Annotated in this window: 27 protein-coding genes; 15 read left to right on the plus strand and 12 right to left on the minus strand. The window is 69.3% G+C overall.

Translation table 11 applies throughout. From position 1 onward, the window contains the following. Positions 1-17: 17 nt before the first annotated feature. Together ACZZZQ_RS08870 and ACZZZQ_RS08875 are read right to left on the minus strand one after the other, a co-directional pair. Complete coding sequence (locus ACZZZQ_RS08870; protein WP_463507363.1) at positions 18-716, minus strand: response regulator; 699 nt, start codon at positions 714-716, stop codon at positions 18-20. Beyond that, positions 713-2,002, minus strand: a complete 1,290-nt coding sequence (locus ACZZZQ_RS08875) for a sensor histidine kinase (RefSeq protein ID WP_463507364.1) — start codon at positions 2,000-2,002, stop codon at positions 713-715. Before ACZZZQ_RS08875 ends, ACZZZQ_RS08870 begins: the two co-directional genes overlap by 4 nt. A gap of 103 nt (positions 2,003-2,105) precedes the next feature. On the opposite strand from ACZZZQ_RS08875, the gene ACZZZQ_RS08880 reads away from it, so the two are divergent. From ACZZZQ_RS08880 to ACZZZQ_RS08900, 5 genes are all read left to right on the plus strand, one after another. Then, entirely contained in the window at positions 2,106-3,284 is a 1,179-nt protein-coding gene (locus ACZZZQ_RS08880) for an MFS transporter (protein WP_463507365.1), read from the plus strand. Positions 3,285-3,315: 31 nt separating this feature from the next. After that, complete coding sequence (locus ACZZZQ_RS08885; protein WP_053098028.1) at positions 3,316-3,720, plus strand: VOC family protein; 405 nt, start codon at positions 3,316-3,318, stop codon at positions 3,718-3,720. Next, positions 3,717-4,028, plus strand: a complete 312-nt coding sequence (locus ACZZZQ_RS08890) for a winged helix-turn-helix transcriptional regulator (RefSeq protein WP_056280383.1) — start codon at positions 3,717-3,719, stop codon at positions 4,026-4,028. Before ACZZZQ_RS08885 ends, ACZZZQ_RS08890 begins: the two co-directional genes overlap by 4 nt. A gap of 34 nt (positions 4,029-4,062) precedes the next feature. After that, positions 4,063-4,689 carry a dihydrofolate reductase family protein gene (locus ACZZZQ_RS08895; RefSeq protein WP_400338969.1) on the plus strand — a complete coding sequence of 209 codons (627 nt, stop codon included), beginning with the start codon at positions 4,063-4,065 and terminating at the stop codon, positions 4,687-4,689. A 138-nt stretch (positions 4,690-4,827) separates the two neighbouring features. Next, the gene (locus ACZZZQ_RS08900) at positions 4,828-6,729 is read left to right on the plus strand and encodes a carboxypeptidase regulatory-like domain-containing protein (protein WP_463507366.1); all 1,902 of its coding nucleotides are present in this window, start codon (positions 4,828-4,830) and stop codon (positions 6,727-6,729) included. Between the two features lie 61 nt (positions 6,730-6,790). Here ACZZZQ_RS08900 and ACZZZQ_RS08905 read toward each other — a convergent pair whose 3' ends face one another. Both ACZZZQ_RS08905 and ACZZZQ_RS08910 read right to left on the minus strand, forming a co-directional pair. Next, positions 6,791-7,606 carry a Cof-type HAD-IIB family hydrolase gene (locus ACZZZQ_RS08905; protein WP_463507367.1) on the minus strand — a complete coding sequence of 272 codons (816 nt, stop codon included), beginning with the start codon at positions 7,604-7,606 and terminating at the stop codon, positions 6,791-6,793. A gap of 4 nt (positions 7,607-7,610) precedes the next feature. Beyond that, complete coding sequence (locus tag ACZZZQ_RS08910) at positions 7,611-8,456, minus strand: exodeoxyribonuclease III (protein WP_463507368.1); 846 nt, start codon at positions 8,454-8,456, stop codon at positions 7,611-7,613. A gap of 37 nt (positions 8,457-8,493) precedes the next feature. Between ACZZZQ_RS08910 and pyrE the strand changes: the two genes are divergently transcribed. Both pyrE and ACZZZQ_RS08920 read left to right on the plus strand, forming a co-directional pair. Continuing rightward, positions 8,494-9,054 (plus strand): orotate phosphoribosyltransferase, encoded by a 561-nt coding sequence (gene pyrE / locus ACZZZQ_RS08915; RefSeq protein ID WP_463507369.1) that lies wholly within the window; start codon positions 8,494-8,496, stop codon positions 9,052-9,054. After that, on the plus strand, positions 9,051-9,953 hold the full coding sequence (locus ACZZZQ_RS08920) for an ROK family protein (protein ID WP_463507370.1): 903 nt from the start codon (positions 9,051-9,053) through the stop codon (positions 9,951-9,953). The genes pyrE and ACZZZQ_RS08920 overlap by 4 nt, the downstream gene beginning before the upstream one ends. Positions 9,954-9,972: 19 nt before the next feature. Here ACZZZQ_RS08920 and ACZZZQ_RS08925 read toward each other — a convergent pair whose 3' ends face one another. After that, complete coding sequence (locus ACZZZQ_RS08925; RefSeq protein ID WP_463507371.1) at positions 9,973-10,389, minus strand: hypothetical protein; 417 nt, start codon at positions 10,387-10,389, stop codon at positions 9,973-9,975. 201 nt (positions 10,390-10,590) lie between these two features. Between ACZZZQ_RS08925 and ACZZZQ_RS08930 the strand changes: the two genes are divergently transcribed. Next, positions 10,591-11,748: an anhydro-N-acetylmuramic acid kinase gene (locus tag ACZZZQ_RS08930; RefSeq protein WP_463507372.1), complete on the plus strand. Its 1,158-nt coding sequence runs from the start codon at positions 10,591-10,593 to the stop codon at positions 11,746-11,748. 17 nt (positions 11,749-11,765) lie between these two features. On the opposite strand, the gene ACZZZQ_RS08935 is transcribed toward ACZZZQ_RS08930, so the two are convergent. Genes ACZZZQ_RS08935 through ACZZZQ_RS08955 form a run of 5 tightly spaced genes read right to left on the minus strand, consistent with a single transcriptional unit; the run spans position 11,766 to position 14,315 of the window. Next, positions 11,766-11,933, minus strand: coding sequence for a hypothetical protein (locus ACZZZQ_RS08935; RefSeq protein WP_171821950.1), 168 nt, complete (start codon positions 11,931-11,933; stop codon positions 11,766-11,768). Continuing rightward, complete coding sequence (locus ACZZZQ_RS08940) at positions 11,930-12,499, minus strand: YdeI/OmpD-associated family protein (RefSeq protein WP_394195450.1); 570 nt, start codon at positions 12,497-12,499, stop codon at positions 11,930-11,932. Before ACZZZQ_RS08940 ends, ACZZZQ_RS08935 begins: the two co-directional genes overlap by 4 nt. A gap of 1 nt (position 12,500) precedes the next feature. Beyond that, a complete protein-coding gene (locus ACZZZQ_RS08945) occupies positions 12,501-13,310 on the minus strand; it encodes an HAD-IIA family hydrolase (RefSeq protein WP_053098019.1) in 810 nt (269 codons plus the stop codon). Positions 13,311-13,365: 55 nt separating this feature from the next. Then, on the minus strand, positions 13,366-13,998 hold the full coding sequence (locus tag ACZZZQ_RS08950; RefSeq protein ID WP_463507373.1) for a metal-dependent transcriptional regulator: 633 nt from the start codon (positions 13,996-13,998) through the stop codon (positions 13,366-13,368). A gap of 14 nt (positions 13,999-14,012) precedes the next feature. Beyond that, a complete protein-coding gene (locus tag ACZZZQ_RS08955; protein WP_463507374.1) occupies positions 14,013-14,315 on the minus strand; it encodes a hypothetical protein in 303 nt (100 codons plus the stop codon). 158 nt (positions 14,316-14,473) lie between these two features. On the opposite strand from ACZZZQ_RS08955, the gene ACZZZQ_RS08960 reads away from it, so the two are divergent. Continuing rightward, positions 14,474-17,035: a rhamnogalacturonan lyase gene (locus ACZZZQ_RS08960; protein ID WP_463507375.1), complete on the plus strand. Its 2,562-nt coding sequence runs from the start codon at positions 14,474-14,476 to the stop codon at positions 17,033-17,035. 99 nt (positions 17,036-17,134) lie between these two features. Here the strand turns inward: ACZZZQ_RS08960 and ACZZZQ_RS08965 are convergent, their stop codons facing one another. After that, positions 17,135-18,424, minus strand: a complete 1,290-nt coding sequence (locus ACZZZQ_RS08965; protein ID WP_463507376.1) for an Nramp family divalent metal transporter — start codon at positions 18,422-18,424, stop codon at positions 17,135-17,137. 69 nt (positions 18,425-18,493) lie between these two features. Here ACZZZQ_RS08965 and ACZZZQ_RS08970 point away from each other — a divergent pair, with 69 nt between their 5' ends. Together ACZZZQ_RS08970 and ACZZZQ_RS08975 are read left to right on the plus strand one after the other, a co-directional pair. Next, positions 18,494-19,153 carry a TrmH family RNA methyltransferase gene (locus ACZZZQ_RS08970; RefSeq protein WP_056280412.1) on the plus strand — a complete coding sequence of 220 codons (660 nt, stop codon included), beginning with the start codon at positions 18,494-18,496 and terminating at the stop codon, positions 19,151-19,153. Between the two features lie 71 nt (positions 19,154-19,224). Further along, a complete protein-coding gene (locus ACZZZQ_RS08975) occupies positions 19,225-19,692 on the plus strand; it encodes a VOC family protein (protein WP_053098014.1) in 468 nt (155 codons plus the stop codon). Between the two features lie 74 nt (positions 19,693-19,766). Here ACZZZQ_RS08975 and ACZZZQ_RS08980 read toward each other — a convergent pair whose 3' ends face one another. Then, positions 19,767-21,086 carry an MATE family efflux transporter gene (locus ACZZZQ_RS08980; RefSeq protein WP_072592017.1) on the minus strand — a complete coding sequence of 440 codons (1,320 nt, stop codon included), beginning with the start codon at positions 21,084-21,086 and terminating at the stop codon, positions 19,767-19,769. A gap of 112 nt (positions 21,087-21,198) precedes the next feature. On the opposite strand from ACZZZQ_RS08980, the gene ACZZZQ_RS08985 reads away from it, so the two are divergent. From ACZZZQ_RS08985 to ACZZZQ_RS09000, 4 genes are all read left to right on the plus strand, one after another. After that, positions 21,199-21,759 (plus strand): DnaJ family domain-containing protein, encoded by a 561-nt coding sequence (locus ACZZZQ_RS08985; protein ID WP_072592016.1) that lies wholly within the window; start codon positions 21,199-21,201, stop codon positions 21,757-21,759. Positions 21,760-21,801: 42 nt separating this feature from the next. Continuing rightward, positions 21,802-23,766, plus strand: coding sequence for a M13 family metallopeptidase (locus tag ACZZZQ_RS08990; protein ID WP_463507377.1), 1,965 nt, complete (start codon positions 21,802-21,804; stop codon positions 23,764-23,766). Positions 23,767-23,945: 179 nt separating this feature from the next. Continuing rightward, a complete protein-coding gene (locus tag ACZZZQ_RS08995; protein ID WP_463507378.1) occupies positions 23,946-24,869 on the plus strand; it encodes a serine hydrolase in 924 nt (307 codons plus the stop codon). A gap of 47 nt (positions 24,870-24,916) precedes the next feature. Further along, positions 24,917-25,312 (plus strand): hypothetical protein, encoded by a 396-nt coding sequence (locus tag ACZZZQ_RS09000; RefSeq protein WP_463507379.1) that lies wholly within the window; start codon positions 24,917-24,919, stop codon positions 25,310-25,312. Positions 25,313-25,324: the final 12 nt, after the last annotated feature.

The raw sequence follows: 25,324 nt of genomic DNA on the forward strand, positions 1-25,324 counted from the left end.
GCTATCGCGTGTCGAGGTCACGCCAATCCCATCCGGTGCGCGAGGACGACGGCCTGCACGCGGTCGCGCGCGCCGAGCTTCTGCAGGATGCGCGACACGTGCGTCTTCACCGTCGCCTCTCCGATGAACAGGGCGCTCGCGATCTCGGCGTTGCTGCGCGCATCGGCCAGCAGCACGAGCACCTCCGCCTCACGGTCGGTGAGCGGGTCGGCGAGCACGGTCGCTGCGACCTGCGATGGCGCGGAGGCGGATGCCGGTCCGGATGCCGGTCCGGGGGCCGTCGTGAACCGAGCCAGTACGCGTCGTGTGACCTCGGGTGCCAGCATCCCGTCGCCCGCGGCGAGGGCCCGCACCGCGGCGATGAGATCCTCGGCGCCGGCGTTCTTGAGCAGGAAGCCACTCGCACCGGCGTCCAGCGCCTGATAGAGGTAGTCGTCGCGATCGAACGTCGTGACGATCGCGATGGCCGCGCCGACCTCCGGGTCGGCGACGATCCGCCGAGTGGCCTCGATGCCGTCCATGTCGGGCATCTGCACGTCCATCGTGATGACGTCGGGGCGCAGAGCGGATGCCTGCGCCACGGCGTCGGCGCCGGTCGCCGCCTCGCCGACCACCGTGATGTCGGCTTGCGTGTCGAGGATCGTCCGGAATCCGGCTCGCAGCATCGCGTGATCGTCGACGAGCAGGACGCGGATGGGTGCGTCGGACCCGCTCATGTGGAGACACCCGTCTCGATCGGCGACGCGGCCTGCGCGCCGCCGGCGCCGGTCAGCGGAACTCGAGCCCGCACCCGCAGACCTCCCGCCGCGCGAGGAGCGACGTCGAGCGTGCCACCGGATGCCGCGGCGCGCTCGCGCATGCCCAGCTGACCGAGTCCGGGGCGAAGCACGGCCACGGCGCGACCGGTGTTGACGATCTCGACCTCGACCCCGTCATCGTCGTAGCGCACGCGCACATCGGCGGTCGCGCCGACGCCGGCATGACGCCGAGCATTCGTGAGCGACTCCTGGGTGATGCGATACAGGTTCACGGACACGACCGAGGGCACGGGCCTCGGGGTGCCGATCACCGCATAGTCGGTGGGCAGCCCCGCCTCCGACGACGCGTCGACCAACGAGCGGATGTCGTCGAGCGTCACGGTCGACGCGGCATCCGCCGTCTCGCCGCCGGGTGTGCGAAGCGTCTCGAGCAACTGCCGCAGCTCGTGGATCGCATCGCGCGCGGAGTCCTCGATGCCGCTGAGGATGCTCGTGGTCTTCGCAGGGTCCTGATCGATCACGAGACGAGCGGCGCCCGCCTGCACGCCCATGACCGACACGTGATGGGCGACCACGTCATGCAGCTCTCGGGCGATGCGCACGCGGTCGAGGGCGACGGCCTGCGCCGCGGTCACCTCGCGCTCCTGCTCGAGTTCGGCCGTGCGCTGCTCGAGCACCGCGCGTTCGCGTGCGGCGTGCCAGGAGCGCTCGCCGAAGTAGTAGGCGCCGCCGAAGTACAGCACGTTCAGCAGCAGCTGGATGAGCATGAACGCGAGGTACGGAGACAGGAGTCCCGCCGCGACCTCGGCCTTCGCCGCCTCTTCGATGGCTTCGCGGTACATCGTGATGATCAGCCAGACGAACATGCCGAGGATGATGCCGACGCGCACGATCATCGCGGCCCGGCGGTTGTTCATCCAGGCGCCGACCGTATAGAGCGACACGAACATGGCGATGTTGCCGACATAGATCTCGGGCACCTGGAAAGAGATGGCGAGGAAGTATGCCAGCGACACGGCGATCGCGACCGGGGCCGGCCAGCGCCGACGCACGGCCAGCGGTGCGGTGACCGCGACCGCGTAGACGAGAGCCGTCCACGGTTCTGCCCGGGTGTCGCCGTAGATGTCGGCGACGGTCGAGAGAGCGGCGCTGAGGACGGCGCCGACGAACATGACCGCCGCGAGCACGAGGTCGCTGCGCTGCTCGCGGACGCTGGGGATGCGGGTGAACGGCGCTGCAGGCATCCTCTTACCGTAGAGCCGGGGCGGATGCGGCGGCATCCCCCGCACGGGGGATCGTGGCGGGGCCGTGGTGACGTGCAGACACGCGATCCTGCGAGAATCGAGCGTGACCTCGACTCCGCACACCGCGAAGCCCCGCCTCGCCCCGCTCTACCTCGCCGGATTCACCACCGCTTTCGGGGCCCACGGCATCGCCGCGGCGCTGGGCGCGGAGACCGAGGACATCGGGTGGACGCTGCTCGCGTTCGGGCTCACCCTCGCGCTCTACGACCTCGCCGAGGTGCTGCTCAAGCCGCTGTTCGGCGCGCTGAGCGACCGGGTGGGCGTGCGCCCTGTCATCATCGGCGGCCTCCTCGCGTTCTCGGCGTTCTCGGTCCTCGGCGCCGTGGTTCCCGGCATGCTCGGACTCGTCATCGGTCGATTCGGGCAGGGGGCGGCGGCATCAGCCTTCTCGCCGTCGTCGTCGGCTGCCGTCGCCCGGCTCACCGACGATGCCACCCGCGGGAAGTACTTCGGTCGCTACGGCTCGTGGAAGAGTCTCGGCTACGCGCTCGGTCCGCTGATCGGCGCCGTGCTCGTGGTCTGGGGCGGCCTGCCCGCGCTGTTCTGGGCACTCGCCGTGCTCGGTCTCGGCGCTGCACTGTGGGTCGCTGCAGCGGTGCCACGGGTCGCCGTGCTGCCCCGCAAGCGAGTCACGCTCGTCGATCTCGGTCGAGAGCTGATCGCGCCCGGATTCCTCGTCCCGACCCTGGTGCTGGCGGCGACGACCGGCGCCCTGGCGGTCGCCGTCGGATTCCTCCCGCTGCTCGGGCGGCAGGCCGGGCTCGACATCGTCTGGAGCATGGCCATCGTGACCGTGCTCGCGATCGCGTCGAGCGTGGCTCAGCCGTTCGTGGGCGCCGCGCATGACCGCGGGCGCATCTCGGTGCGCACAGGCGCCGTCGGCGGCCTGGCGCTGATCGCGGCCGGCATCGCGCTCGCCGCGGTCACGCAGACTCCGGCCGCGCTCGTCGTCACCGCGCTGCTGGTCGGCATCGGCGTCGGGGTCGCGACGCCGATCGCGTTCTCGCACCTGGCCGCATCGACCCCGCCGGAGCGGATGGGCCGCACGATGGGCAGCGCCGAACTCGGACGCGAGCTGGGAGATGCGGGTGGTCCTCTCGTGGCGGGCGCCGTGGCGACGGCATCCGTCCCCGGCGTCGGTCTCGCGGCGGTGGCCGCGCTCACGGCCGGAGCCGGAGTGCTCGCGCTGGTGGGATTGCGGCGGGACCGCAGAAGCTCTTGACGCGTCACTTGTATTTTGCAAGTGTTGGCGCATGAGCCTCTTCATCACCTGCCCCGTCGAGAGCGTCGACCGGGCCACCGCGTTCTACACCGCTCTCGGCTGGACCCTCAACGCCGAGATGTCCGATCACAATGTGTCGTGCTTCATGATCGCGCCCGAGCAGTACGTGATGCTCGGCAGCCGCGAGATGTATGCGAGCGTCGGCGGCACGGAAGACGTGATCGGCGGCCCTGACACCCCCTCGAAGGTCACTGTCTCGTTCGACCTCGACAGTCGTGAGGCGGTCGACGAGCTGGTCGACCGCGCGGCTGCCGCCGGCGGTCGGATCGGCGACACCGACGACTACCCCTTCATGTATCAGCGCCAGTTCGACGATCCGGACGGCTATCACTACTCGCCGTTCTGGATGAAGCCGGACGCCGATCCGGGCGCGTGAGCGACCTCGCCGCAGCCCTCGATGTCGTCGGTGCCCGTTGGGCCCTGCTCATCGTCGAGAAGCTGCTCGACGGGCCGCAGAGATACGGCGATCTGCAGCGTGAGCTCGGAGCTCCGACGAACATCCTCGCGACACGTCTGCGCGAGCTCGAAGCGGCCGGAGTGCTGCGGCGACTGCCCCTGCGGCACAACACGCGCGCCTATGCCCTCACCGAGCGAGGCGTCGCATTGCGGGAGGCGATCGAGGCTCTCGGCCGCTGGGGCGCGGAGGTGCCGGCACCCGCCGAGCAGAACGAGCGCATACTGTGAACATCGCCGCCCTCTCGTGCGAAGGAGCACTCTGATGACCGGACGCATTCTGATCGACCTCTTCATGACCCTCGACGGCGTCGCACAGGGGCCGGGCGGTATCGACGAGGATCCGTCCGGAGGCTTCGAGTTCAGCGGTTGGCAGGCGGGGTATCCGTCGTCCGGGATGGGGCCCCAGGTGCAGCGGGGGATGCAGGGACTCGATGCGCTGCTGCTCGGGCGCCGCACGTACGACATCTTCGCCGCGTATTGGCCGCATCACACCGACGGTCCGTCGGGGGAGATCGGCAGGCTCTTCGATCGGGTCCCGAAGTATGTGGCGACACGGGATGCCGACCTCGATCTGTCGTGGAAGGGCAGCGAGCGCGTCGGAGACGATCTCGCCGCGGAGATCGCCGCGATGCGCGAGCGGCACGACGAGGTGCACGTGATCGGCAGCATCGACCTCGCGCACTCGCTGCTGGCCGAGGGTCTGTTCGACGAGCTCAACCTGTGGGTCTATCCGATCCTCCTCGGCACGGGCAAGAAGGTCTTCGACGACGGCGCCGAGCCGGCGGTGCTGCGGCTGCTCGAGGCGCCGGTCGCCGACGACAGTGGAGTGCTGCTGCTGCGCTACGGACGGACGGATCGGGTGCCCGAGGTCGGCACCTTCGATGACTGAAACGGTATATCGCCCGCTTCTTCCCTCCTGCGTGGCGATCCGATAGCTTCAACTCAACGCGGCCGGAACGGCCGCGGTTCCGAGGTCCGGCGCAGGGTCCGTTCACGGCGTGCTCGACTTCCGTCGGAGGGTGGAGCTATGGCGCAACGACGCGCTCTGATTCATGCAGTTCTGGGTGGGGTGGCGGCGATCGCACTCGCACTCGGGGGAGCGACCGCAGCGGGAGCTGTGGAGGACGATCCGACGATCGATCCCGGGGCGACCACAGGCGAGGTGATCGCGACGACCGACGACATCGCAGCCGACCCGCTCGATCTCGACGCCGCCCCTGCACTGATGCCGCCTCCGGCACTGATCCCGCCACCGCCACCGGCGCCTCAGGGCACCGGGACGATCAGCGGCACCGTGACACGCGAAGACAACGGGGCTCCGATCTCCGGCGTGAGCGTGTCGGTGAGCGGGCGCGCGTGGGTGACACCGACGGCCCTCACGGACGAGAACGGCGACTACACCCTTCGTGGACTCGCGGACGACTCCTACGTCGTGTCGTTCTGGGCCGGAGGCGGGACGGACCTCATGCGCGAGCACTGGGATGGAGTCACAGATTCCTCGGCCGCCACTCCTGTCGTCATTGCCGGCGGTGCGTCGGTCGCCGACATCGACGCGTCGCTGAGCACCGGCGGCGCCATCGAGGGCATCGTCACCCGGGCGCAGGACGGCTCAGCGGTCGCGGGCGCCACTGTCTCGGCACTCTCGGACAACAACGAGATCGTCGCATCGACCCAGGCCGACGCGTCCGGCGAGTACCACCTCGGCGGTCTTCCTGGCGGCTCCTACCGCCTGTATTTCGGGTCGCCTGACCCCGACCTGGTGTGGGAGTTCTGGGACGACGCATACGGCTGGGACGCCGCGACGCTCATCACGATCGTCGAGAAGCAGACGGTGACGAATGTGGATGCCGCACTCGAACGCGTCGGTTACATCAGCGGCACCGTGACGAAGACCGCCGACGGTTCTCCCGTCAACGCTTCTGTCACGGTCAGCGGCATCGACCGAGACATGCGGTTCGCATTCGTCGGCAGTGACGGCAGTTTTCGCGTCGCCGTCGCGCCGGGGACCTACCTGGTGAGTTTCGACGCCTTCGATTCCGGCCTGCTCGACGAGTATTGGGACGACGCCGCCGTCCCCGAGGACGCCACCTCTGTGGTGGTCGCGGCCGGCGACGACGTCACGGGTGTCGACGCACAGCTCGATGCAGCGGCGACCATCGCCGGCACGGTCACGATGGCGAGCTCGGAAGACCGGGAGATGCTCGTCGAAGCGTGGGACGGCAGCGAACGTGTCGGGTATGTGATCGCCGATCGGCAGACCGGGGCGTACACCCTCAACATCCCTGCCGGGACGTACATCCTCAAGGCATCTGCGATCTTCTACAACGACAGCCCGACGACGGCGAAGCCCCAGTTCTACGACGGCGTCGAGACGGCGGAGCTCGCGACCCCCGTCACGGCAGTCGCCTCCACGACAGTGGACGGCATCGACTTCACTCTCGTGCCGATCACTGAACCGGAACCCGAGCCCGAACCGGAGCCCGAGCTGACGGTCTCGATCGCGTCCACCCGCGCCGGCGGTGACATCGACGTCTCGGGTACCGGGTTCACCCCTGGCGCGACGATCGCGTTCGAGTTGCGCTCGACTCCGGTGGCTCTGGGAACCCTGACCGCCGACGCGAACGGCGCGCTCACCGGTACTTTCCGTATTCCCGCGAGCACGCCTCCGGGAGCGCACACGCTCGTGGCGCTGAACGCGCAGTCGGAGGTGGTGGCGAGCGTCGCTCTGCAGGTGACCCAGGCACCGGCCCCCGCAGCACCGATCGCGGCGGTTCCGACCACGACGGCAGCGGGTGCGGGCGCGGTCGAGGCTCGTGGCGACACGCTGGCCAACACCGGTGGTGATGTGCCCGCGTTCGCGTCGATGATGGCGGCCGGCCTGCTGTTCGCCGGCCTGTTGCTCGTGCGTCGTCGGCGCGTGCGCAGCTGACGGCGTTGGCGACGAGGACCCGGTGACTTCTGCGGAAGGGGCCGGGTTCTCACTGTCCTGCTCAGCGGGCGCCGAGCACCCGCTCGATCACCCTCGCCACCCCGTCGTCGTCGTTCGAGGTGGTCGTCTCATCCGCGGCATCCTGCACGACGTCGTCGGCGTCGGCCATCGCGACGCCGTGTCCGGCCCAGCGCAGCATCTCGACATCGTTGAGGGCGTCGCCGAAAGCGATCACATCGCGGCGGTCGATCTCGAGGTGCTCGCAGAGGCGCGCGAGCCCGGTGGCTTTGGTCACGCCCTCGGCCATGACCTCGACGAACGGGGCGCCTGAGAGCGTCGCCTCGAAACCGGTCAGCCCGAGGTCGCGCAGCGCGTCGAACAACGCCGTCGGGGCGAGTTCTGGGTGCCGGATCACGAGCTTGAGGCTGGGTGCGGCCAGCACATGATCGAGCTCGACGCCGCCCATCGTGCGTGGATCGCGCTTGTGGTCGGCGAGATCGGCGATCTCGGCATAGCCGTGCTGCGCGACGAACGTCTCGCCGCCCTCACGCACGCTCGCGAACAGCAGTCCGGGGATGCTGGCGCGCAGCGCCTCGGCCAGGGTGCGGATCGTCTCTGCCGGAAGCTCTTCCGCGAACAGCATCCGTCCGTCGACGAGATGTGTCGCGTAGGCGCCGTTGCTGCACAGCGCCCAGCCGTCGAAGCCCGCGCCGTCCGCGAGCGCGCGTAGACCGATCGGCTGACGAGCGGTCACCGGGACGACGTGGATGCCACGGGCGCGCGCCGCGTCGAGGACCGCGCGGGTGCGCCGCGTGACCGATGACGAGGAGTCGAGCAGTGTCCCGTCGAGATCGGTCGCGATCAGGCGGACGGTCACAGTCTCAGGAGAAGATCATCGGCAGGTCGTCGTCTTCCTCGGCCCCGCCGAGGTCGAACTCGACGACCACGGGGACGTGGTCACTGGGCTGCTCGCCCTTGCGCTCTTCGCGGTGGATCGACGCTCCGGTGACCGCCTCGGCGAGTGTCTTCGAGCCGAGGATGAAGTCGATGCGGATGCCCTCGTTGCGAGCGAACTTCAGACGCTGGTAGTCCCAGTAGGTGTAGCCCTCGGGGAGCAGTGGGCGGACGACATCGGTCAGGCCCGCGTCGGCGAGAGCGAAGAAGGCCTGACGCTCCTGAGGCGAGACGTGCGTCGAGACGCCCTCGACGATGTCGGGGTCGCCGTTGTCGGCGTCGAACGGGATGATGTTGAAGTCGCCGACCAGAGCGAGCGGCAGTTCGGGGTTCGCCGAGAGCTCTGCCGCCGTGGACTTCTTCAGCTCCTCGAGCCAGTGCAGCTTGTAGGCGTAGTGCGGGTCGTCGAGCGAGCGGCCGTTCGGCACGTACAGGCTCCACACGCGCACACCGTCGACGAGCACGCCGAGCGCACGTGCTTCGAGCGGTGCATCCGGTCCCTCGTGTCCCTTGGCGAAGCCCGGCATGCCGTCGAAAGACGTGCGGACGTCGGTGATCGGCAGGCGGCTGGCGATCGCGACGCCGTTCCATTGATTCAGGCCGTGGACCTCGACGTGGTAGCCGGCCTCTTCGAACGGCCCGTAGGGGAACTGCTCGGGTTTGCACTTGATCTCCTGCATCGCCAGCACGTCGATGTCCTCTCGGACGGCGAACTCGACGGTGCGGGTGACACGGGTGCGGATGGAGTTGACGTTCCAGGTGGCCAAGCGCATGCGTCAAGCCTAGGCCTTGCCTCCTACACTGGATGCCGTGACCGCACTCGACGCAGACCGCCAGACCCTTCTCGACCTGATCAGGGACGAGGCGGTGTTCCACGGAGACTTCACGCTCTCGAGCGGCAAGAAGGCGACGTACTACGTCGACATGCGCAAGCTCACCCTCGACCACCGCGCGGCACCGGCGATCGGTCGCATCATGCTCGACCTCATCGGCGACCTCGACGTCGTGGCGGTCGGCGGCCTGACCCTCGGCGCCGACCCCATCGCGAACGCGGTGCTGCACGCCTCGGTCGCCGCCGACAAGCCGCTCGACGCGTTCGTCGTGCGCAAGGAGCCGAAGGACCACGGCCGCGGTCGCCAGATCGAGGGTGCAGACGTCGCCGGCAAGCGCGTCGTCGTGCTCGAAGACACCTCGACCACCGGGCAGTCCGCGCTCAAGGCCGTCGAGGCGCTGCGCAAGGAAGGGGCCGAGATCGTCGCCGTCGCCGTGATCGTCGACCGCAAGACGGGCGCCCAGGCCGCGATCGAAGCCGAGGGCCTCGAATGGCGTGCCGCCTTCGACCTCGACGACCTCGGACTCGACCCCCAGTGACCCGCTACGCGCTGGCCGTCGACGTCGGCGGCACGAAGATGGAGGCCGCGCTCGTGGACGAGCACGGTGTGCTCGTCGGCGGCAGCCGCTCGCGACAGGCGACCGGGCGCCAGGCGACGCTCGAGTCGCTGAACGACGCGGTGATCTCGATCGTGACCCACGCTCTGGCCGCGTTGCCGGCAGATGCCGACCTCGTGGGCGCCGGTGCCGGAAGCGCCGGACCCATCAACCGTGCCGCCGGAGCGATCATGCCGGTGAACATGCCGCTCGCGCGGGGCTTCGGTCTTGCGGAGTCGGTGCGCTCGGCGGCATCCGCTGCGCTCGGCCGCGAGGTTCCGACCGTCCTCGGCCATGACGGTGGCGCGCTCGCCCTCGCGGAATCCTGGCTCGGTGCCACGCAGGATGCCGGTGCCTCGCTGTCGATCGTCGTCTCGACCGGCGTCGGCGGAGGGTTCGTCGTCAACGGCGCGTACATTCCCGGAGCCACCGGCAATGCCGGGCATCTCGGACAGGTGCGTCGCGAAGGCGGACTCACCCTCGAGGAGATCGCCTCGGGGCCCGCGAGCGCCGCCTGGGCTCAGCAACAGGGCTGGACCGGAGCCACCGGCGAGGACCTGGCTCGGGATGCCGCCGCGGGCGACGCCGTCGCCCGCGCGGCCATCGAGCGGTCGGCGAAGGCGGTCGGAGAAGCGCTCGCGGATGCCGCGACCCTCGTCGACCTCGACATGGTCGCGATCGGCGGCGGGTTCTCTCGCGTGTCCGCCGACTACATCGACCTCGTGCAGCAGGCGCTCACGGCCAGTGCCGCGCACGAGTACTCGCGGCGTACCCGGGTCGTGCGCTCGGGACTCGGCGACGAGGGGCCGCTCATCGGCGCCGCGGCGCTCGTCCTACGCTGACCTGTCGGTCACCGGGGAATCAGCGCCCCGCGACGATCAGGTGACGCTGCGGCCCTTCGAGTCGGGCCACCGCGACCTTGAGTTCGGTGACATCGGCGGCGACTCCGTCGATGCGTGCGGTGAGTTTCTCTTCGACTCCGTCGATGCGTACCGTGAGCCTCTGTTCGACTCCGTCGATGCGTGCGGTGAGTTTCTCTTCGACGCCGTCGATGCGTGCGGTGAGTTTCTCTTCGACTCCGTCGATGCGTGCCGTGAGCCTCTGTTCCACTCCGTCGATACGCGCACCGAGCGACGTCTCGACGCCGACGAGGTCGGTGCGGAGGGAGTCGGATCGGCGGATGCACCAGGCGAAGCCCGCGAACATGGTGCCGCCCAGAGCCAGCAGGAGGCCGACGGCGCTGATGACGATCGTGATGATCTCGGCGGACACGAACATGCTCCCATTCTGGGGGTGGAGGGTGGGGTCTCGCAGAATGCTACGCGGGCGACGACCGGGGCCGTCGGCGGTGCGGGTCATCCTTCGGGCACGGGGGAGAACGCGGTCCAGAAGATGATCGTGCAGAAAAGATCGATGCTTTCCGTTCGCCCCCCTAACAAAACCGGCCTACGCTCGTAGCAGGCGACGGAAGGAACACGCATGCGCGTACTCGGACTGCTCTCGGGCACCTCACACGACGGCATCGACGTCACGGTCGTGGACTTCGCAGAGAGCGACGGAGCGCTGCGCGGCACGGTGCTGCACGAAGACAGCGTGCCGTACGCCCCCGATCTGCGGGCCCGACTCGTCGCGGCGCTGCCTCCGGCGCCCACGACGTTCGCCGAGGTCTGCGAGCTCGACACCCTGATCGGCCAGGCCTTCGCCGAGGTCGCCGCCACGGCATCCGATGTCGTCGGGGGAGTGGATGCCGTGTGCACGCACGGCCAGACCGTCTTCCACTGGGTCGCCGACGGCCACGCGCTCGGCACCCTGCAGATCGGGCAGCCGGCGTGGATCGCCGAGCGGGTCGGCGCACCCGTGGTGTCGGACGTGCGCATCCGTGACATCACTGCGGGGGGCCACGGTGCACCGCTCGTGTCGTTCCTCGATGAGCTGCTGCTGCGCGGTCGGGCGGGAGTCTCGGCGGCGGTGAACCTCGGCGGCATCGCGAACGTGACCGTGGTCGGTCCCGACGGTCTGTCGGCCTACGACATCGGCCCGGCGAATGCACTGGTCGACGCGGTGGTCGTCGCCGAGGGGCTGAACGACCGAGGCTACGACGCGGATGCCGCGATCGCTCGCACCGGCACCGTCGACGACGTGCTGCTCGCCGAGCTGCTCGCCGACCCGTACTACGCCCTGCCCGCGCCCAAGAGCACGGGCAAGGAGCATTTCCACCTCGACTATGTGCGTGCGCACGTCGACCGCATGCGACCCGGCATCGCGCCGGCAGACCTGATCCGCACGCTCACCGAGCTCACGGTCCGCACCGTCGCACACGACATCCGCACCGCCGGCATCCGCTTCCTGGCTGTCTCGGGTGGCGGGTGCCACAACCCGCTCATCATGCAAGGCCTGCGTGATGCGCTCCCCGACATCGAGGTGGTGCTCGCCGACGAGCTCGGCGCCCCGGTCGACAGCAAGGAGGCGATCCTGTTCGCGCTGATCGGATGGTGCACGTTGCATGGCGTCCCGGCCGTGACGCCCGGCGGCACCGGAGCGCGGGAAGCCCGAATCCTCGGCACCATCACACCCGGTGCGGGTCCGCTGCGGATGCCGGAGCCCGTGGATAGAGTGCGCAGCCTGACGCTGCGCTGATCGAGGGATCGGGGCGCTCAGCGCTTGCGGTCGTCGTCGTCCCAGGGGCCTTCCCACCAGCCGGCGCGCCCATCGCCCCCGCCGCCTCCACGACGTCGTGAGCGGAAGAACTGCACCACCCACACGGTCAGCGTGCTGAGGAGGATCAGGAAGATCACCAGGAACAGCAGGTCGGACTGGTTCATGGGCGTTTCCCCTCCGCGGCATCCGCCACGATCTTGGCGATCCGAGCGGACCGCGTCTCGGCACGCTTCGCCATCGCGATGTGCGTCAGGCCGAACTTCTTGACCGACTTCGGAAAGGCGTCCCAGTGGGCCCGCGCGGCGGGCAGGGCATCCAGCGCCTCCGTCAGATCGGGCGGCTCGATCCCGGCTTCCGGGCCGTCGAGCAAGGTCCACGACCCGTCCGCCTTCGCGGACTCGAGCACGCGGATGCCGGCCGGTGCGAGCTGTCCGGCGGCCTCGAGGTCGATCAGTCTCGCCTTGTTCGTCGCTGCCCATCCGCTGCCGCGTCGTCGGGGTGAGAACCACTGGCCCACCGTCTGGTCGTCGAAGGTGCGCACCGGACCGTCGATCCATCCGAAGCACAGAGCCTGACGCACGGCATCGTCGTATCCGACACCTCCGGCCCGGTTGCCGCGAACGCTCAGCAGCCAGACTCCCGCGATGCGCTCATGATGCTCCTCGAGCCAGGCGCGCCAGGCGGCCGCATCCGCTGCGACGACCCGCTCTCCTTCGTCGAGCGCGCCCACGTCAGTCCTCGTCGAGTGTCGGAATCGACTCGGTGACGGTGGGCAGCAGGTCGGCGACCGAGTCGACGATCTCGTCGGGCCGGAACGGATACTTCTCGACCTCGGCCTCGTCGCTGATGCCGGTCATCACGAGCACGGTGTGCAGCCCCGCCTCGATGCCGGCGATGATGTCGGTGTCCATCCGGTCGCCGATCATGCCGGTCTTCTTCGAGTGCGCGCCGATCTTGTTGAGCGCCGAGCGGAACATCATCGGATTCGGCTTGCCGACGACATACGGCTCCTTGCCCGTCGCCTTGGTGATGAGCGCCGCGATCGCGCCGGTCGCCGGCATGACTCCGTCGGCCGAGGGGCCCGTCGCATCGGGGTTCGTCACGATGAAGCGCGCGCCCTTGATGATGAGTCGGATCGCCTTGGTGATCGCCTCGAACGAGTAGTTGCGAGTCTCGCCGACGACCACGAAGTCGGGATTCGTCTCGGTCATGATGAACCCGGCCTCGTGCAGGGCCGTGAGGATGCCCGCCTCGCCGATCACGAAGGCTGAACCGCCCGGCAGCTGCTGCGCGAGGAAGTCCGCGGTGGCCAGCGCCGAGGTCCAGATCCGCTCCTCGGGCACGACGAGTCCGCTGGCGCGGAGGCGGGCCGACAGGTCTCGTGCCGTGAAGATCGAGTTGTTCGTCAGCACGAGGTACGGGATGTCGTTCTGCTCCCACCCGGCGAGCAGCTCGGACGCGCCGGGAATGGCGTCGTTCTCATGCACGAGCACGCCGTCCATGTCGGTCAGCCAGCATTCGATGTTGTCGCGGTGTGCCATGAGCACAGCTTATGGGGCGGCGATTACGGGCAGGTGTCAGGTTGTGGCGAGGCTGTCAGGCGCTGAGCCAGACCACCTCTGCGGCGCCGTCAGGAAGCGTGGTCTCGACGCCGTCTAGCTCGATGCCCCGGTCCGTGGTCGTGATGCTCGCCGCGACGGCGACGCCAGCCGCCTCGAGGGCGCGCAGCAGCTCGGGGTCGCGGTCGTCGACGCGCAGCACGCGGCCGACGTGACCCACCGGCGCGTCGGCGAGAAGGATGAAGGGCTCGCGTTCGACGACGCCCGCGGCATCCGGGATCGCGTCGCCGTGCGGGTCGAATCGTGGCCGGCCGAGGCGTGCGTCGATGCCCTCGAGAAGGCGGTCGCTGATCGTGTGCTCGAGCACTTCGGCCTCGTCGTGCACCTCGTCCCAGCCGTAGCCGAACTCCTGCACCAGCCAGGTCTCGATCAGGCGGTGGCGTCGCACCATGGCCAGGGCGCGCTGCGTGCCGGCAACGGTCAGCCGAACGGCGCCGTAGGGCACGTGCGAGACGAGGCCCGCAGCGGCGAGCTTCTTGACCATCTCGGTCACCGAAGACGGAGCGATGCCGAGCTTCGCCGCGAGCACCGACGGGGTGATCGGCGCGTCCTGCCACTCGGTGTGCGCGTAGACCGTCTTCAGGTAGTCGTCTGCTGCGGGGGATGCCACTCGTCCAGCCTAGATCAGGGGTTCGCGACGTCGACGAGGATGCCGATGGCGACCTGGCCGGCGAAGAACACGATGAGGAAGCCGAGCAGAGCGGCGAAGAGCGAGAGGCGGCCGTCGAACCCCTCGATCTCGGCGATGCCGATCTTGCGGGCGCGGAAGGCCAGTACCAGCGTCGCGATGCCCAGCACCAGCTGCACCCACGGGCCGCCGAACGGAAGCACGGTCGGGAAGGCGACGAGGAGGCCTCCGATCACGCCGGTCGCGATGCCGGTCCACGTGAGGATGCGGACGGTGCGGCGCGCGGGTTCGGCAGACATCCTTCGAGCCTAATCGCCTGGCGAGGGCGCCGTGGACGCTGTGAATCGTGTCAATCCGGCCCGATTCCTTGACGCGACAGGAGCGCGGCGGGTAGCTTCGACCGGGCACGGGAAAACGCTATCCGAGCGGGCCGCAGGCCCAGAGATGGATTTCGATGATGAACATCCGACACCGATCATTCCGCGCCGTCGTGGCGGTGGCCGCCGCCGGCTGCCTCGTCGCGGGTGGTGCGCACAGCGCGGCAACGGCGTCACCCGCAGCCCCGGCCGCGGGTCGCCACGATCACGGCACCCCGGCACCGCAACTCGAGTCGCTCGACCGCGGACTCGTCGCCGTCTCGACCGCCGAGGGCGTCTTCCTCAGCTGGCGACTCCTTGCGACCGAGACGACGGGCGCGACCGAGACCGGCCTCGCCGGCCCCGACTTCGCCGTCTATCGCGACGGCGCGAAGGTCGCCACGGTCACCGACAGCACGAACTACGCGGATGCCGGCGGCTCCGCCACCTCGGAGTACTCCGTCGTCCCGATCGTGAGCGGCATCGAGCTGACGGCATCCGCGTCGGCATCCGTCACCGCCTGGGCCGACGGTCACCACGATCTGCCCCTGCAGAAGCCGGCCGACGGGGTGACGCCGAAGGGCGAGGCCTACACCTACTCGGCGAACGATGTCTCCGTCGGCGACGTCGACGGCGACGGGCAGTACGAGTACGTCGTGAAGTGGGACCCCTCGAACTCGAAGGACGTCTCGCAGCGCGGCTACACCGGGCCGGTCTATCTCGACACCTACGAGCTCGACGGAACGCTGCTGAATCGCCTGGACCTCGGCGTGAACATCCGCGCCGGAGCGCACTACACGCAGTTCCTCGTCTACGACTTCGACGGCGACGGCCGGTCCGAGACCATGCTGAAGACGGCGCCCGGCACGAAGTCGGTGCAGTATGCCGACGACGGCTCGGTCGCGAGCGAGTCGTACATCACTCTCCCCAAGGACGACCGCAAGGCCGGGTACTCGAACGACGACGACTACCGCCTGAGTGCCGCGGACTACGAGCAGCGTCTGGTCGAGATGTTCCTCGGGTGGAGTGACCGCGAGGAGGTCGTGTCGGGCCAGTGGCCGGCCACTCTCGAAGAGGCGTGGGGCATGCCGGTGACGCACGACTACCCGCTCTCGCCGGAGGCCGCGCAGGAACTGGCGACCACCTTCATCGACGTGTACGCGCCGAGCCGCAGCGCGCGCAACCTGCTGCGGGAGTTCGAGGGCTTCATCGTCGACGGACCCGAGTACCTCACGGTCTTCGACAGCGCGACCGGCAAGGAGCTGCAGACCATCCCGTATCCGACCGAGCGAGGAGACGACGGACTGCTGTGGGGTGACTACGCGATGTCGCGCATCGAGCCGGCGAACCGCGTCGACCGCTTCCTCGCCGGCGTCGGGTACCTCGACGGGCAGCATCCGTCGGCCGTCTTCGCTCGCGGGTACTACACGCGCACGACCGTCACGGCCTTCGACTGGGACGGCAAGCGCCTCACGGAGCGGTGGGGCGTCGACAGCGGCCACGTGCCGATGACGAACCCGTTCAACGACTCCCCGCACGGCCGGGACGGCACCGACCCCGAGTTCGGCACGATCACGACGCAGGGCGATCACTCGCTGAGCTTCGCCGACGTGGATGCCGACGGTAAGCAGGAGCTCGTCTACGGATCGGCGACGATCGACGACGACGGCAGCCTGCTGTACAGCTCGTTCGACGTGCTCCCCGAGGGCAGCGCCGATCCCGGGGCGACCGTGCGCCTGGGCCATGGCGACGCCATGCACGTGACCGATATCGACCCCAGCCGCCCCGGCCTCGAGATCTGGACGGCCCACGAGGGTGCGACGAGCGCACCGTACGGGTCGGTGATGCGTGATGCCGCGACGGGAGAGTCCCTGTTCGGGGCGTACTCGGGTCGCGACACCGGTCGCGCCATGATCGGCGACGTGCGTCCCGACGTGCCGGGTATCGAGGTGTGGTCGAGCATGCCAGGCGGCACCGAGGGCAGCGGACTCCTGAGCGCGACCGGCGAGGTGCTGCAGCCGGAGACGCCAGGCACCAACATGTCGATCCGCTGGGCGGGCGACCTGACGACGCAGCTCGTGAACGGCAGCGGCGCCCAGACGCCGACCATCGACGACTGGACCCGCGGGACGCTCGTCACCGCGACCGGAACGCTCACGAACAACGGCACGAAAGGCCACCCGTCGCTCGTCGCCGATGTGCTGGGGGACTGGCGTGAGGAGCTGCTCGTGCGCACCGTCGACTCGAGCGCGCTGCGGTTCTTCACGACGACCGAGCCGACGGCGCACAAGCTCACGACGCTGATGCACGACGTGCAGTACCGGGCCGAGACCGCGCGTCAGCAGACCACCTACAACCAGCCCGCGTACACCTCGTACTACCTGGCGAGCGACATCGACTGGTCGCAGGTGCCGGTGCTGACCGCGCCGACGACTCCGAAGGCTCCGACCTTCACCGACAAGCCGGGCACCTCCCGCGACGAGGTGAAGGTGCCGAAGAACGTGACAGGCATCAGCTACTACGTCAACGGCGAGAAGGTCGAGGCGCGGGGCGGCAAGGTGAAGGTGACGGGAGAAGTGACCGTCGTCGCCGTCCCCGAGCCCGGATGGCGTATCGCCGACGGCGCGACCTCGCAGTGGACCGAGACTCTCCGCTCTCGCTGACGGCGCGGTGACAGGACGCCGCCCCGAGTCGACTCTTCCCGTGCCGGCTCGGGGCGGTTCTGCGCGCAAGGGTCGTGCTGCGCGCGCGAGGCCGGTCGCTCAGGCGCCCGTCAGCACCAACCAGAGCAGGGCGCCATTGAGCGCGATGAGCAGAACGGATGCCACGATGCCCGCCGCCGTCGTCCAGGTGCGATTCGCCCAGACGCCGAGCGTGCGACGCTGCGCGGTGAGCGCGACGAGGGGGATCAGCGCGAACGGGATGCCGAATGAGAGGACGACCTGGCTGAGCACCAGCGCCAGCGTGGGATCGACGCCGATGCCGAGGATCACCAGCGCGGGGATCAGGGTCACGAGTCGACGCGCGAGAAGCGGGATGCGCACGTGCAACAGGCCGTGCATGATCTCCGCTCCCGCGTAGGCGCCGACGGATGTCGAGGCGAGACCGGAGGCCAGCAGCCCGACCGCGAAGAAGGTCGCGACGACAGGCCCGAGTCCCGCGGCGAGCGCGGCATGGGCGCCTTCGAGCGAATCCGTCCCCTCGACACCGGCCAGGTTGGCGGCCGCGAGCAGCAGGATGCCGAGGTTGACGGTGCCCGCGATCACCATCGCGATCGAGACGTCCCAGCGGGTCGCCGTGAGCAGGCGACGGATGCGCGAGGTCTCGGTTCGCGCAGTCTCCGTCGGCCCGTGCGCCGCGGCGGCACCGAACCGATCGCGAGTGAGCGAGGAGTGCGCGTAGATCGCGTGCGGCATGATCGTCGCGCCGAGGATGGAGGCGGCGAGGAGCACCGATCCGGTGCCCTCGAAACGGGGCACCAGGCCACCGACGATGCTCGCGGCATCCGGCGGTGCGATGAAGAGCCCGGCGACGAAGCCGACCGCGATGATCACCATGAGCCCGATGATCACGAACTCGAAGGGCCGAGCGCCGCGGCGGCTCTGCACCGTCAGCAGGACCATCGACACGGCGCCGGTGATGATCCCTCCGAGCAGCAGCGGGATGTCGAACAGAAGGTAGAGGGCGACCGCGCCGCCGATGACCTCGGCCAGATCTGTCGCCATCGCGACGAGCTCGGCCTGCAGCCAGTAGGCCCGACGGGCCCACGGCTTCGTGAGGCGCGCACCCAGAACCTCGGGGAGGCTCTGCCCCGTGACGACGCCGAGCTTCGCCGACAGGTACTGGATCAGCCAGGCCATCACGTTGCCCGCCACCACGACCCAGACCAGCAGGTACCCGTACTGCGCGCCGGCGGTCATGTTGCTCGCGACGTTGCCCGGATCGAGATACGCGACACCGGCGACCAGCGCGGGGCCGAGGAGCCAGAGGCTGCGGGGCGCGGTGGCGCGGGTGGGCGTCGGCCCCTTCTCGACGACAGCATTTTTCGGCATGCCGAAATCGTAGCGGATATTTCGGCGTACCTAAATCTCTGTTGCGGATGCGCCGGATAGCCTGGCTGGATGGATGAGCAGGCGCCCGCGGATGCAGCGGAGACAGGCGGATCGTCGGCCCAGCCCGGATACGGGGTCGGACCCTGGCCCGGCGGCGAGGTCGAGTGGCCTGCGGGGGAACAGTACGACCCCGAGCTGCTGGCCGTCGGAGACACGCGCAACGTGATCGATCGCTACCGCTACTGGCGGATGGACGCGATCGTCGCCGACCTCGACACCAAGCGGCATCCGTTCCACGTGGCCATCGAGAACTGGCAGCACGACATGAACATCGGCTCGATCGTGCGCAGCGCCAACGCGTTCCTCGCCGACACCGTGCACATCATCGGCCGGCGCCGGTGGAACAAGCGGGGCGCCATGGTCACCGACCGCTATCAGCACGTCGTGCACCATGAGGACGTCGAGGCCTTCACCGCCTGGGCGACCGCCGAAGGCCTGCCGATCATCGCCGTCGACAACGTCGAGGGCGCAGTGCCCGTCGACCGCGCGGATCTGCCGCAGAGCTGCGTGCTGCTGTTCGGTCAGGAGGGACCGGGTCTCTCGGATGCCGCGCTCGCCGCGGCATCCGCCCACATCGAGATCACGCAGTACGGCTCGACCCGGTCGATCAACGCGAGCGCGGCCGCCGCGGTGATCATGTACGAGTGGTGCCGGAGGCATGCGGGCTGACGGCGGCGTCGGACCCTCTCGACACGATGCCCGCTCGGGCGTAGCGTGAGTGCCGATCTGAGGAGGTCGACATGGCAGCGATCAGTTCCATCCGCCCGTTTCTCTGGTTCGACGGGCGGGCGCAGGAGGCGATGGAGTACTACGTCTCGGTGTTCCCGAACTCGTCGATCGACCAGGTGGTCCTGTACCCCGACGAATCGCTCGATCGACATTTCGAGGGCATGAGCGGCAAGGTCCTCAACGGCGACTTCACCCTGAACGGCTCGCCGTTCGGCTGCCTCGACGGAGGCCCCGAGTTCGCGTTCAACGAGTCGATCTCCTTCGTGATCGGGTGCGAGGATCAGGCCGAGATCGACCACTACTGGCAAGCCCTCTCGGCCGTGCCGGACTCGGAGGCCTGCGGCTGGTGCAAGGACAGGTTCGGAGTGAGCTGGCAGGTCGTGCCGGCCGGTCTGGATCTGCTCCAGCAGAGGCCAGAGCAGATTCAGGCGCTCATGCACATGAAGAAGATCGTGATCGCCGAGCTCGAGAACGCCTGATCCCTCGCGGCATCCTCAGTTCCCGAGATTCCGGGATACGTGCAGACGTCCGGAGTCGCAGCGATCGTGCAGTGCTAGACGCCGGCGGTGACCCAGCGACCCGAGCGCACGCGCCAGCCGAGAGTGCCCAGCCGAGCGAGCAGGTAGATGCCGAAGAAGGCGATGGCGAGCCAGATGAGGCCCGCTGACGCATCGACTCCGCTCGCGGCGATGATCCAGAGTGCCGGCAGGAACGGCACGAGATTGATCCCGCCGGCGATCGCGAGGTAGCGCGCGTCGTTCGCCCCCATCAGCACTCCGTCGAGCACGAACACCACCCCGGCGATCGGCTGCGCGAGCGCGAGGATCAGCAGCGCCGGCTGCACGAGCGCCGCGATCTCGGCGTCGCCGGTGAACACGACCCCGAGGACTCCGGAGAGTGCAGCGATGACAGCCCCGACCACGACGCCGAACCACGCGCCCCAGGCCACGGTGCGTTTCAGCACCCGATGCACCTGTCGCTCGTCGCCGGCACCGAGCTCTTTGCCGATCAGCGCCTGTGCGGCGATCGCCAGCGCGTCGAGCGCGAATGCCGCAGCCGAGAAGATCGTGAACACGATCTGCCATCCGGCGAGCTCCTCGGTGCCGATGCCGGTGGCGACGGCGACCGTCGCGAGCAGAGCGACGCGCAGGCTCACGGTGCGCAGGAACAGCCAGCCGCCCGAGCGCGCTGTGCTGCCCATGCCGTCCCGTCGGGCTTTCAACGATGCGTCATGCCTCGCCGCGAGCCGCCGGATCACGAGGACGTATGCGCCGACCATGCCCCACTGGGCGACGACCGTGCCGGCCGCCGAGCCGGCGATGCCCCAGCCCAGCCCGTAGATGAACACCACGTTGAGCAGCGCGTTGGCCCCGAACCCGAGGCCGGCGATCCACAGGGGAGTCATGGTGTCCTGCATCCCGCGCAGCAGCCCGGTCGCGGCGAACACGATGAGCATCGCCGGGAGTCCCCACATCGAGACGACGAGATAGGCGTTGGCATCGGCGGCCACGGCGTCGCTCGCGCCGAACAGCGAGACCAGCCAGGGGGAGGATGCCGCGCCTGCGGCGGCGAGCACGGCCCCGATCGCGAGGGCGAGCCACATGCCGTTGATGCCGACCGAGACGGCCTCGCCCGGTCTGCCGGCGCCGAACAGTCGGGCCACCGCCGGGGTCGTCGAGTAGGCGAGGAAGACCATGAGTCCGACGATCGTCTGCAGCACCGCACCCGCGATGCCCAGGCCCGCGAGCGGCGTCGTGCCGAGGTGTCCGACCAGCGCCGCGTCGACGATGAGGAACGCCGGTTCTGCGATCAGGGCGCCGAGCGCGGGGACGGCGAGGCGCAGGATCTCGCGGTTGAGAGTGCGCTCGGTCATCCTCCGAGCCTATGGGCTGGCGCGGACAGCAGGCGGTGCAGCACGCCCGCTCCGCCCTCCGGATCCGGTGCGGTCGTACCCTGGAAGGACCAGGATGCGACGGAGGTGCATCATGACGGATCCACGGGAGGCCGCGGCGCGGTACCGTGCGCGGCAGCGAAGCCGGGGGGACGGCGAGGACGACAGCGAGTCCGGTGCAGAGCCGGGCATCGCCGCAGCGACGGATCGAGCCGCCTTCATCGAGACGGCGATCCAGGTCGCGATCCGCCGGGGCGATTTCGACGATCTCCCCGGTGCGGGCAAGCCCCTCGAGGGACTCGGAACGCACCACGACCCCGACTGGTGGATCCGACGCAAGATCGAGCAGGAGAACCTGACGGGTCTCGGTCCGCCGGCGATCCTGTTGCGCACCGAGGATCGCGAGCTCGACGACCAGCTCGACCTGCTCGGTCGCGAGGCCGACGTGCGGTCGGTGCTCGAGGACTTCAACGGTCGGGTGCTCGAGGCCCGACGCCAGCTGCAGGGCGGTCCGCCTGTCGTGACGAGTCCACGCGACATCGACGCCGAGGTGGCGGCGTGGGCCGAGCGACGCGCGGCGCGTTTCGCGGCGCGTGCTGCGGAGACGCCGGAGCGGCCCCGGCGACGTCGGTTCGGCCTCCGGCGCAGGGCGTGACCCATCCCCCCGAATGTCGGAGCGACGCATAGGCTGGTCGGCATGACCGACGTGCTTCCCTCTGGCCTTGAGACCTCCGAGTTCAGCTCCGACATCCGCCCGCAGGACGACCTCTACCGCCATGTCAACGGCGCCTGGCTCTCCCGCACCGAGATCCCCGGCGACAAGGCGCGGTGGGGGTCCTTCCATCTGCTGGCCGAGCAGGCGGAGAAGGACGTCAGGGCGATCATCGAGGAGTCGCAGGATGCCGAGCCCGGCACTCTCGCCCGCAAGATCGGCGACCTGTTCGCCAGCTTCATGGACACCGAGCGGATCGCCGCCGCCGGGGTGACGCCCCTCGCCGAGACGCTCGCCGAGATCGACGCGATCGACGGCATCCCCGCGTTCCTGCGCACGGTCGGCGCCTACGATCGCGACGGCCGGGCGCACCTGATCGGGTTCTACGTCGACGGCGACCCGGGCAATCCGGAGCGCTACCTCCCGGTGGTCGTGCAGTCGGGCCTGTCGCTGCCGGACGAGAGCTACTTCCGGCTCGACACCTTCGCCGAGACCCGGGCGGCGTACCGCGCGCACCTCGAGCGACTGCTCGCGCTCGCCGGAGTCGCGGATGCCGCGGGCGCCGCCGACCGCTCGATCGCCCTCGAGGCCGAGCTCGCCGGGCACCACTGGGACAACGTGCGCAGCCGCGATGCCGTCGCCACGTACAACCTGAAGACCTGGGCCGAGATCCAGGAGCTCGCCGGTGTCGACCTCGAGCCGTGGCGCGATGCCGTCGCTCCCGGTCACCCCGAGGCGTTCGCCGAGGTCGTGGTCTCGCAGCCGAGCTTCCTCGAAGGCCTCGGGTCGCTGCTGACCGCCGAGCGTCTCGACGAGTGGAAGGCCTGGCTGCGCGCCCAGGTCGTGCACGCCGCGGCTCCGTATCTGACCGACGACTTCGTGCAGGAGAACTTCTCGTTCTACGGCACCGAGCTCACCGGCGTCCCCTCGATCCGCGAGCGCTGGAAGCGCGGTGTCTCGGTGACCGAGAGCGCGCTGAGCGAGGCGATCGGCAAGGTCTACGTCGAGCGGCACTACCCGCCGACGGCGAAGGCCGCAATGGATGAGCTCGTCGACAACCTCATCGAGGCCTACCGGCAGAGCATCACCGACCTCGAATGGATGACGGCCGAGACCCGCGAACGCGCACTCGCCAAGCTCGACTCCTTCACGCCGAAGATCGGGCACCCTGCCGTGTGGCGCGACTACTCGAGCCTCGAGATCGACCGCGCCGACCTGTTCGGCAACGTGCGCCGTGCGGCGATCTTCGAGCACGACCGCAACGTCGCGAAGGTCGGCAAGCCGATCGACCGTGACGAATGGCACATGCCGCCGCAGATGGTCAACGCCTACTACAACCCCTCGATGAACGAGATCGTGTTCCCGGCGGCGATCCTGCAATACCCGTTCTTCGACGCGTCGCGCGACGCGGCCGCCAACTACGGCGGCATCGGCGCGGTCATCGGTCACGAGATCGGTCACGGATTCGACGACCAGGGCAGCCGTTACGACGGTGACGGCAAGCTCGAGGACTGGTGGACGGATGCCGATCGCTCCGCGTTCGAGCAGCGCACCAAGGCCCTCATCGCGCAGTACGACGAACTCGTGCCTGAGGGCCTCGCCGCCGAGCACCACGTCAACGGAGCGCTGACGATCGGTGAGAACATCGGCGACCTGGGCGGTCTCGGCATCGCGCTCAAGGCGTACGAGATCGCACTCGACGGCGCCGAGGCGCCGGTCATCGACGGCTACACCGGCGTGCAGCGCCTCCTGCTGTCGTGGGCGCAGGTCTGGCAGCAGAAGAGCCGCGACGCCGAGACGCTGCGCCTGCTCACGATCGATCCGCACTCTCCGAACGAGTTCCGGTGCAACCAGATCGTCCGCAACATCGATGCGTTCTACGAGGCGTTCGACGTGACCGAGACCGACGCGCTGTGGCTGCCGCAGGACTCGCGCGTGACCATCTGGTGAGCGCTCCGGCCTCGGCGATCGCGCCGGGTCGGGGTGCCCTGCTGTCTGCCGGATGACGTTCTGATGACCGTATACCGGAGTATGTAGGGCATCCTCACCTGGCGGGGTTACGATATCCGTGCTGCGGCGGATGGACACCGCAGCATCCCGCCAATCCAACCCCCTGTTAAGGATCACGCGTGGGTGCTTCCGAGCCTGCCGACGGCCCGCCGCTGGCCTCGCTGCGCCGCTCTCAGCGGACCAGCCGACGCTTGCCGCGCCGTGCTGCCGCAGGGCGCAGGTCGTTCACCTCGACCTTGCGGGCGCTCGAACAGCTGGCGGATGCCGGGGCCCAGGTATCGGTGCATGTCGTCGATCTCGACAACCACACGCACGTCCTCGCGGGCGACGACCATGTGACCATGCCGGTCGCCGGACTCGGTGTCGTGCCCCTGCTGATCGAGGTGGCGGCCGCGTTCGAGGCGGGGACACTCGATCCGCTCGAGATCGTCGAGCGCACCGCCGTCGATCCGGTGTCGACGTCGGGGCTCTGGCGCCACCTGCACGCGCCCGCCCTCCCACTCGAAGACCTCGCCGTGCTCGCGGCCACGGCCGGCGACCCCATCGCGGTCAACGCTCTGCTGCAGCGGGTCGGCCACGACCGGGTGCGCGAGCGCATCGAGGCTCTCGGACTGCGCCGCACCGCCGTTCTCGATCGATTCCGTGACGAGCGCGGCCCCGATGATGCTCCGCACGTCGCCGTGGGCTCTGCACGCGAGTTCGCGGGTCTCTTCTCGGCGCTCGTGAATTCCCAGGTGGTGGGGGCGTCGGTGAGCGCTCAGGTGTCCGAGTGGCTGAGCCTCAATCAGGATCTGAGCCTGGTGGCATCCGCGACCGGCCTCGACCCGTTCGCACACGACCACGACGCGCACGGCCTGCTGTTCATCAACAAGACCGGCCGCGACCGCGGCGTGCGTGCCGAAGCGGGAGTGCTCGCCGGGCCGCGCGCGGGTGTGACCTACTCCCTGATCGTCTGCTTCGACGATCTGTCGATCACGCACCGACTCCGCGCGCACGACGTCTTCCGCGTCCTCGGGGTCGAGCTCATGGAGTACACCCACTGATCGCATTCCACGCCCGACGCGACGTCGGCCGCGGTTAGCATCGAGCAATGCCCCGTACAGACTGGACCCCGCATCATCGTGATGACGGAGAACTGCTCGGTTGGATCCATCCGGAAGGCGAGGCCTGGGTCGCGATCGATGTGCTCGGGCGCGCGGTGTCCGGGCCGACGGAGTGGCTCGACGCCGAGGCGGCCCTGGAGGACCACGGGATCGCGTGGCTCGCCGACCCGTGGATGCTCGAGGGCGAGGCCGAGCGCCCCCTGCGCGTGCGCATCGTCGAGGTCACGCCCGATGGTGAGGGGAGATCGGGGCGCATCGTGGTGAAGGTCGACGACTTCGGCGACATCACTCGTCCCGCCACGCAGCAGTACGTGCTCTCCTGGCCCGCCCCTGATCGGCTGCGGACGCCATCGCCGACGGATCCCGATCCGCGGGCGTTCTGACCCGACCGTTCG

This window comes from Microbacterium sp. AC132 (assembly GCF_979258525.1).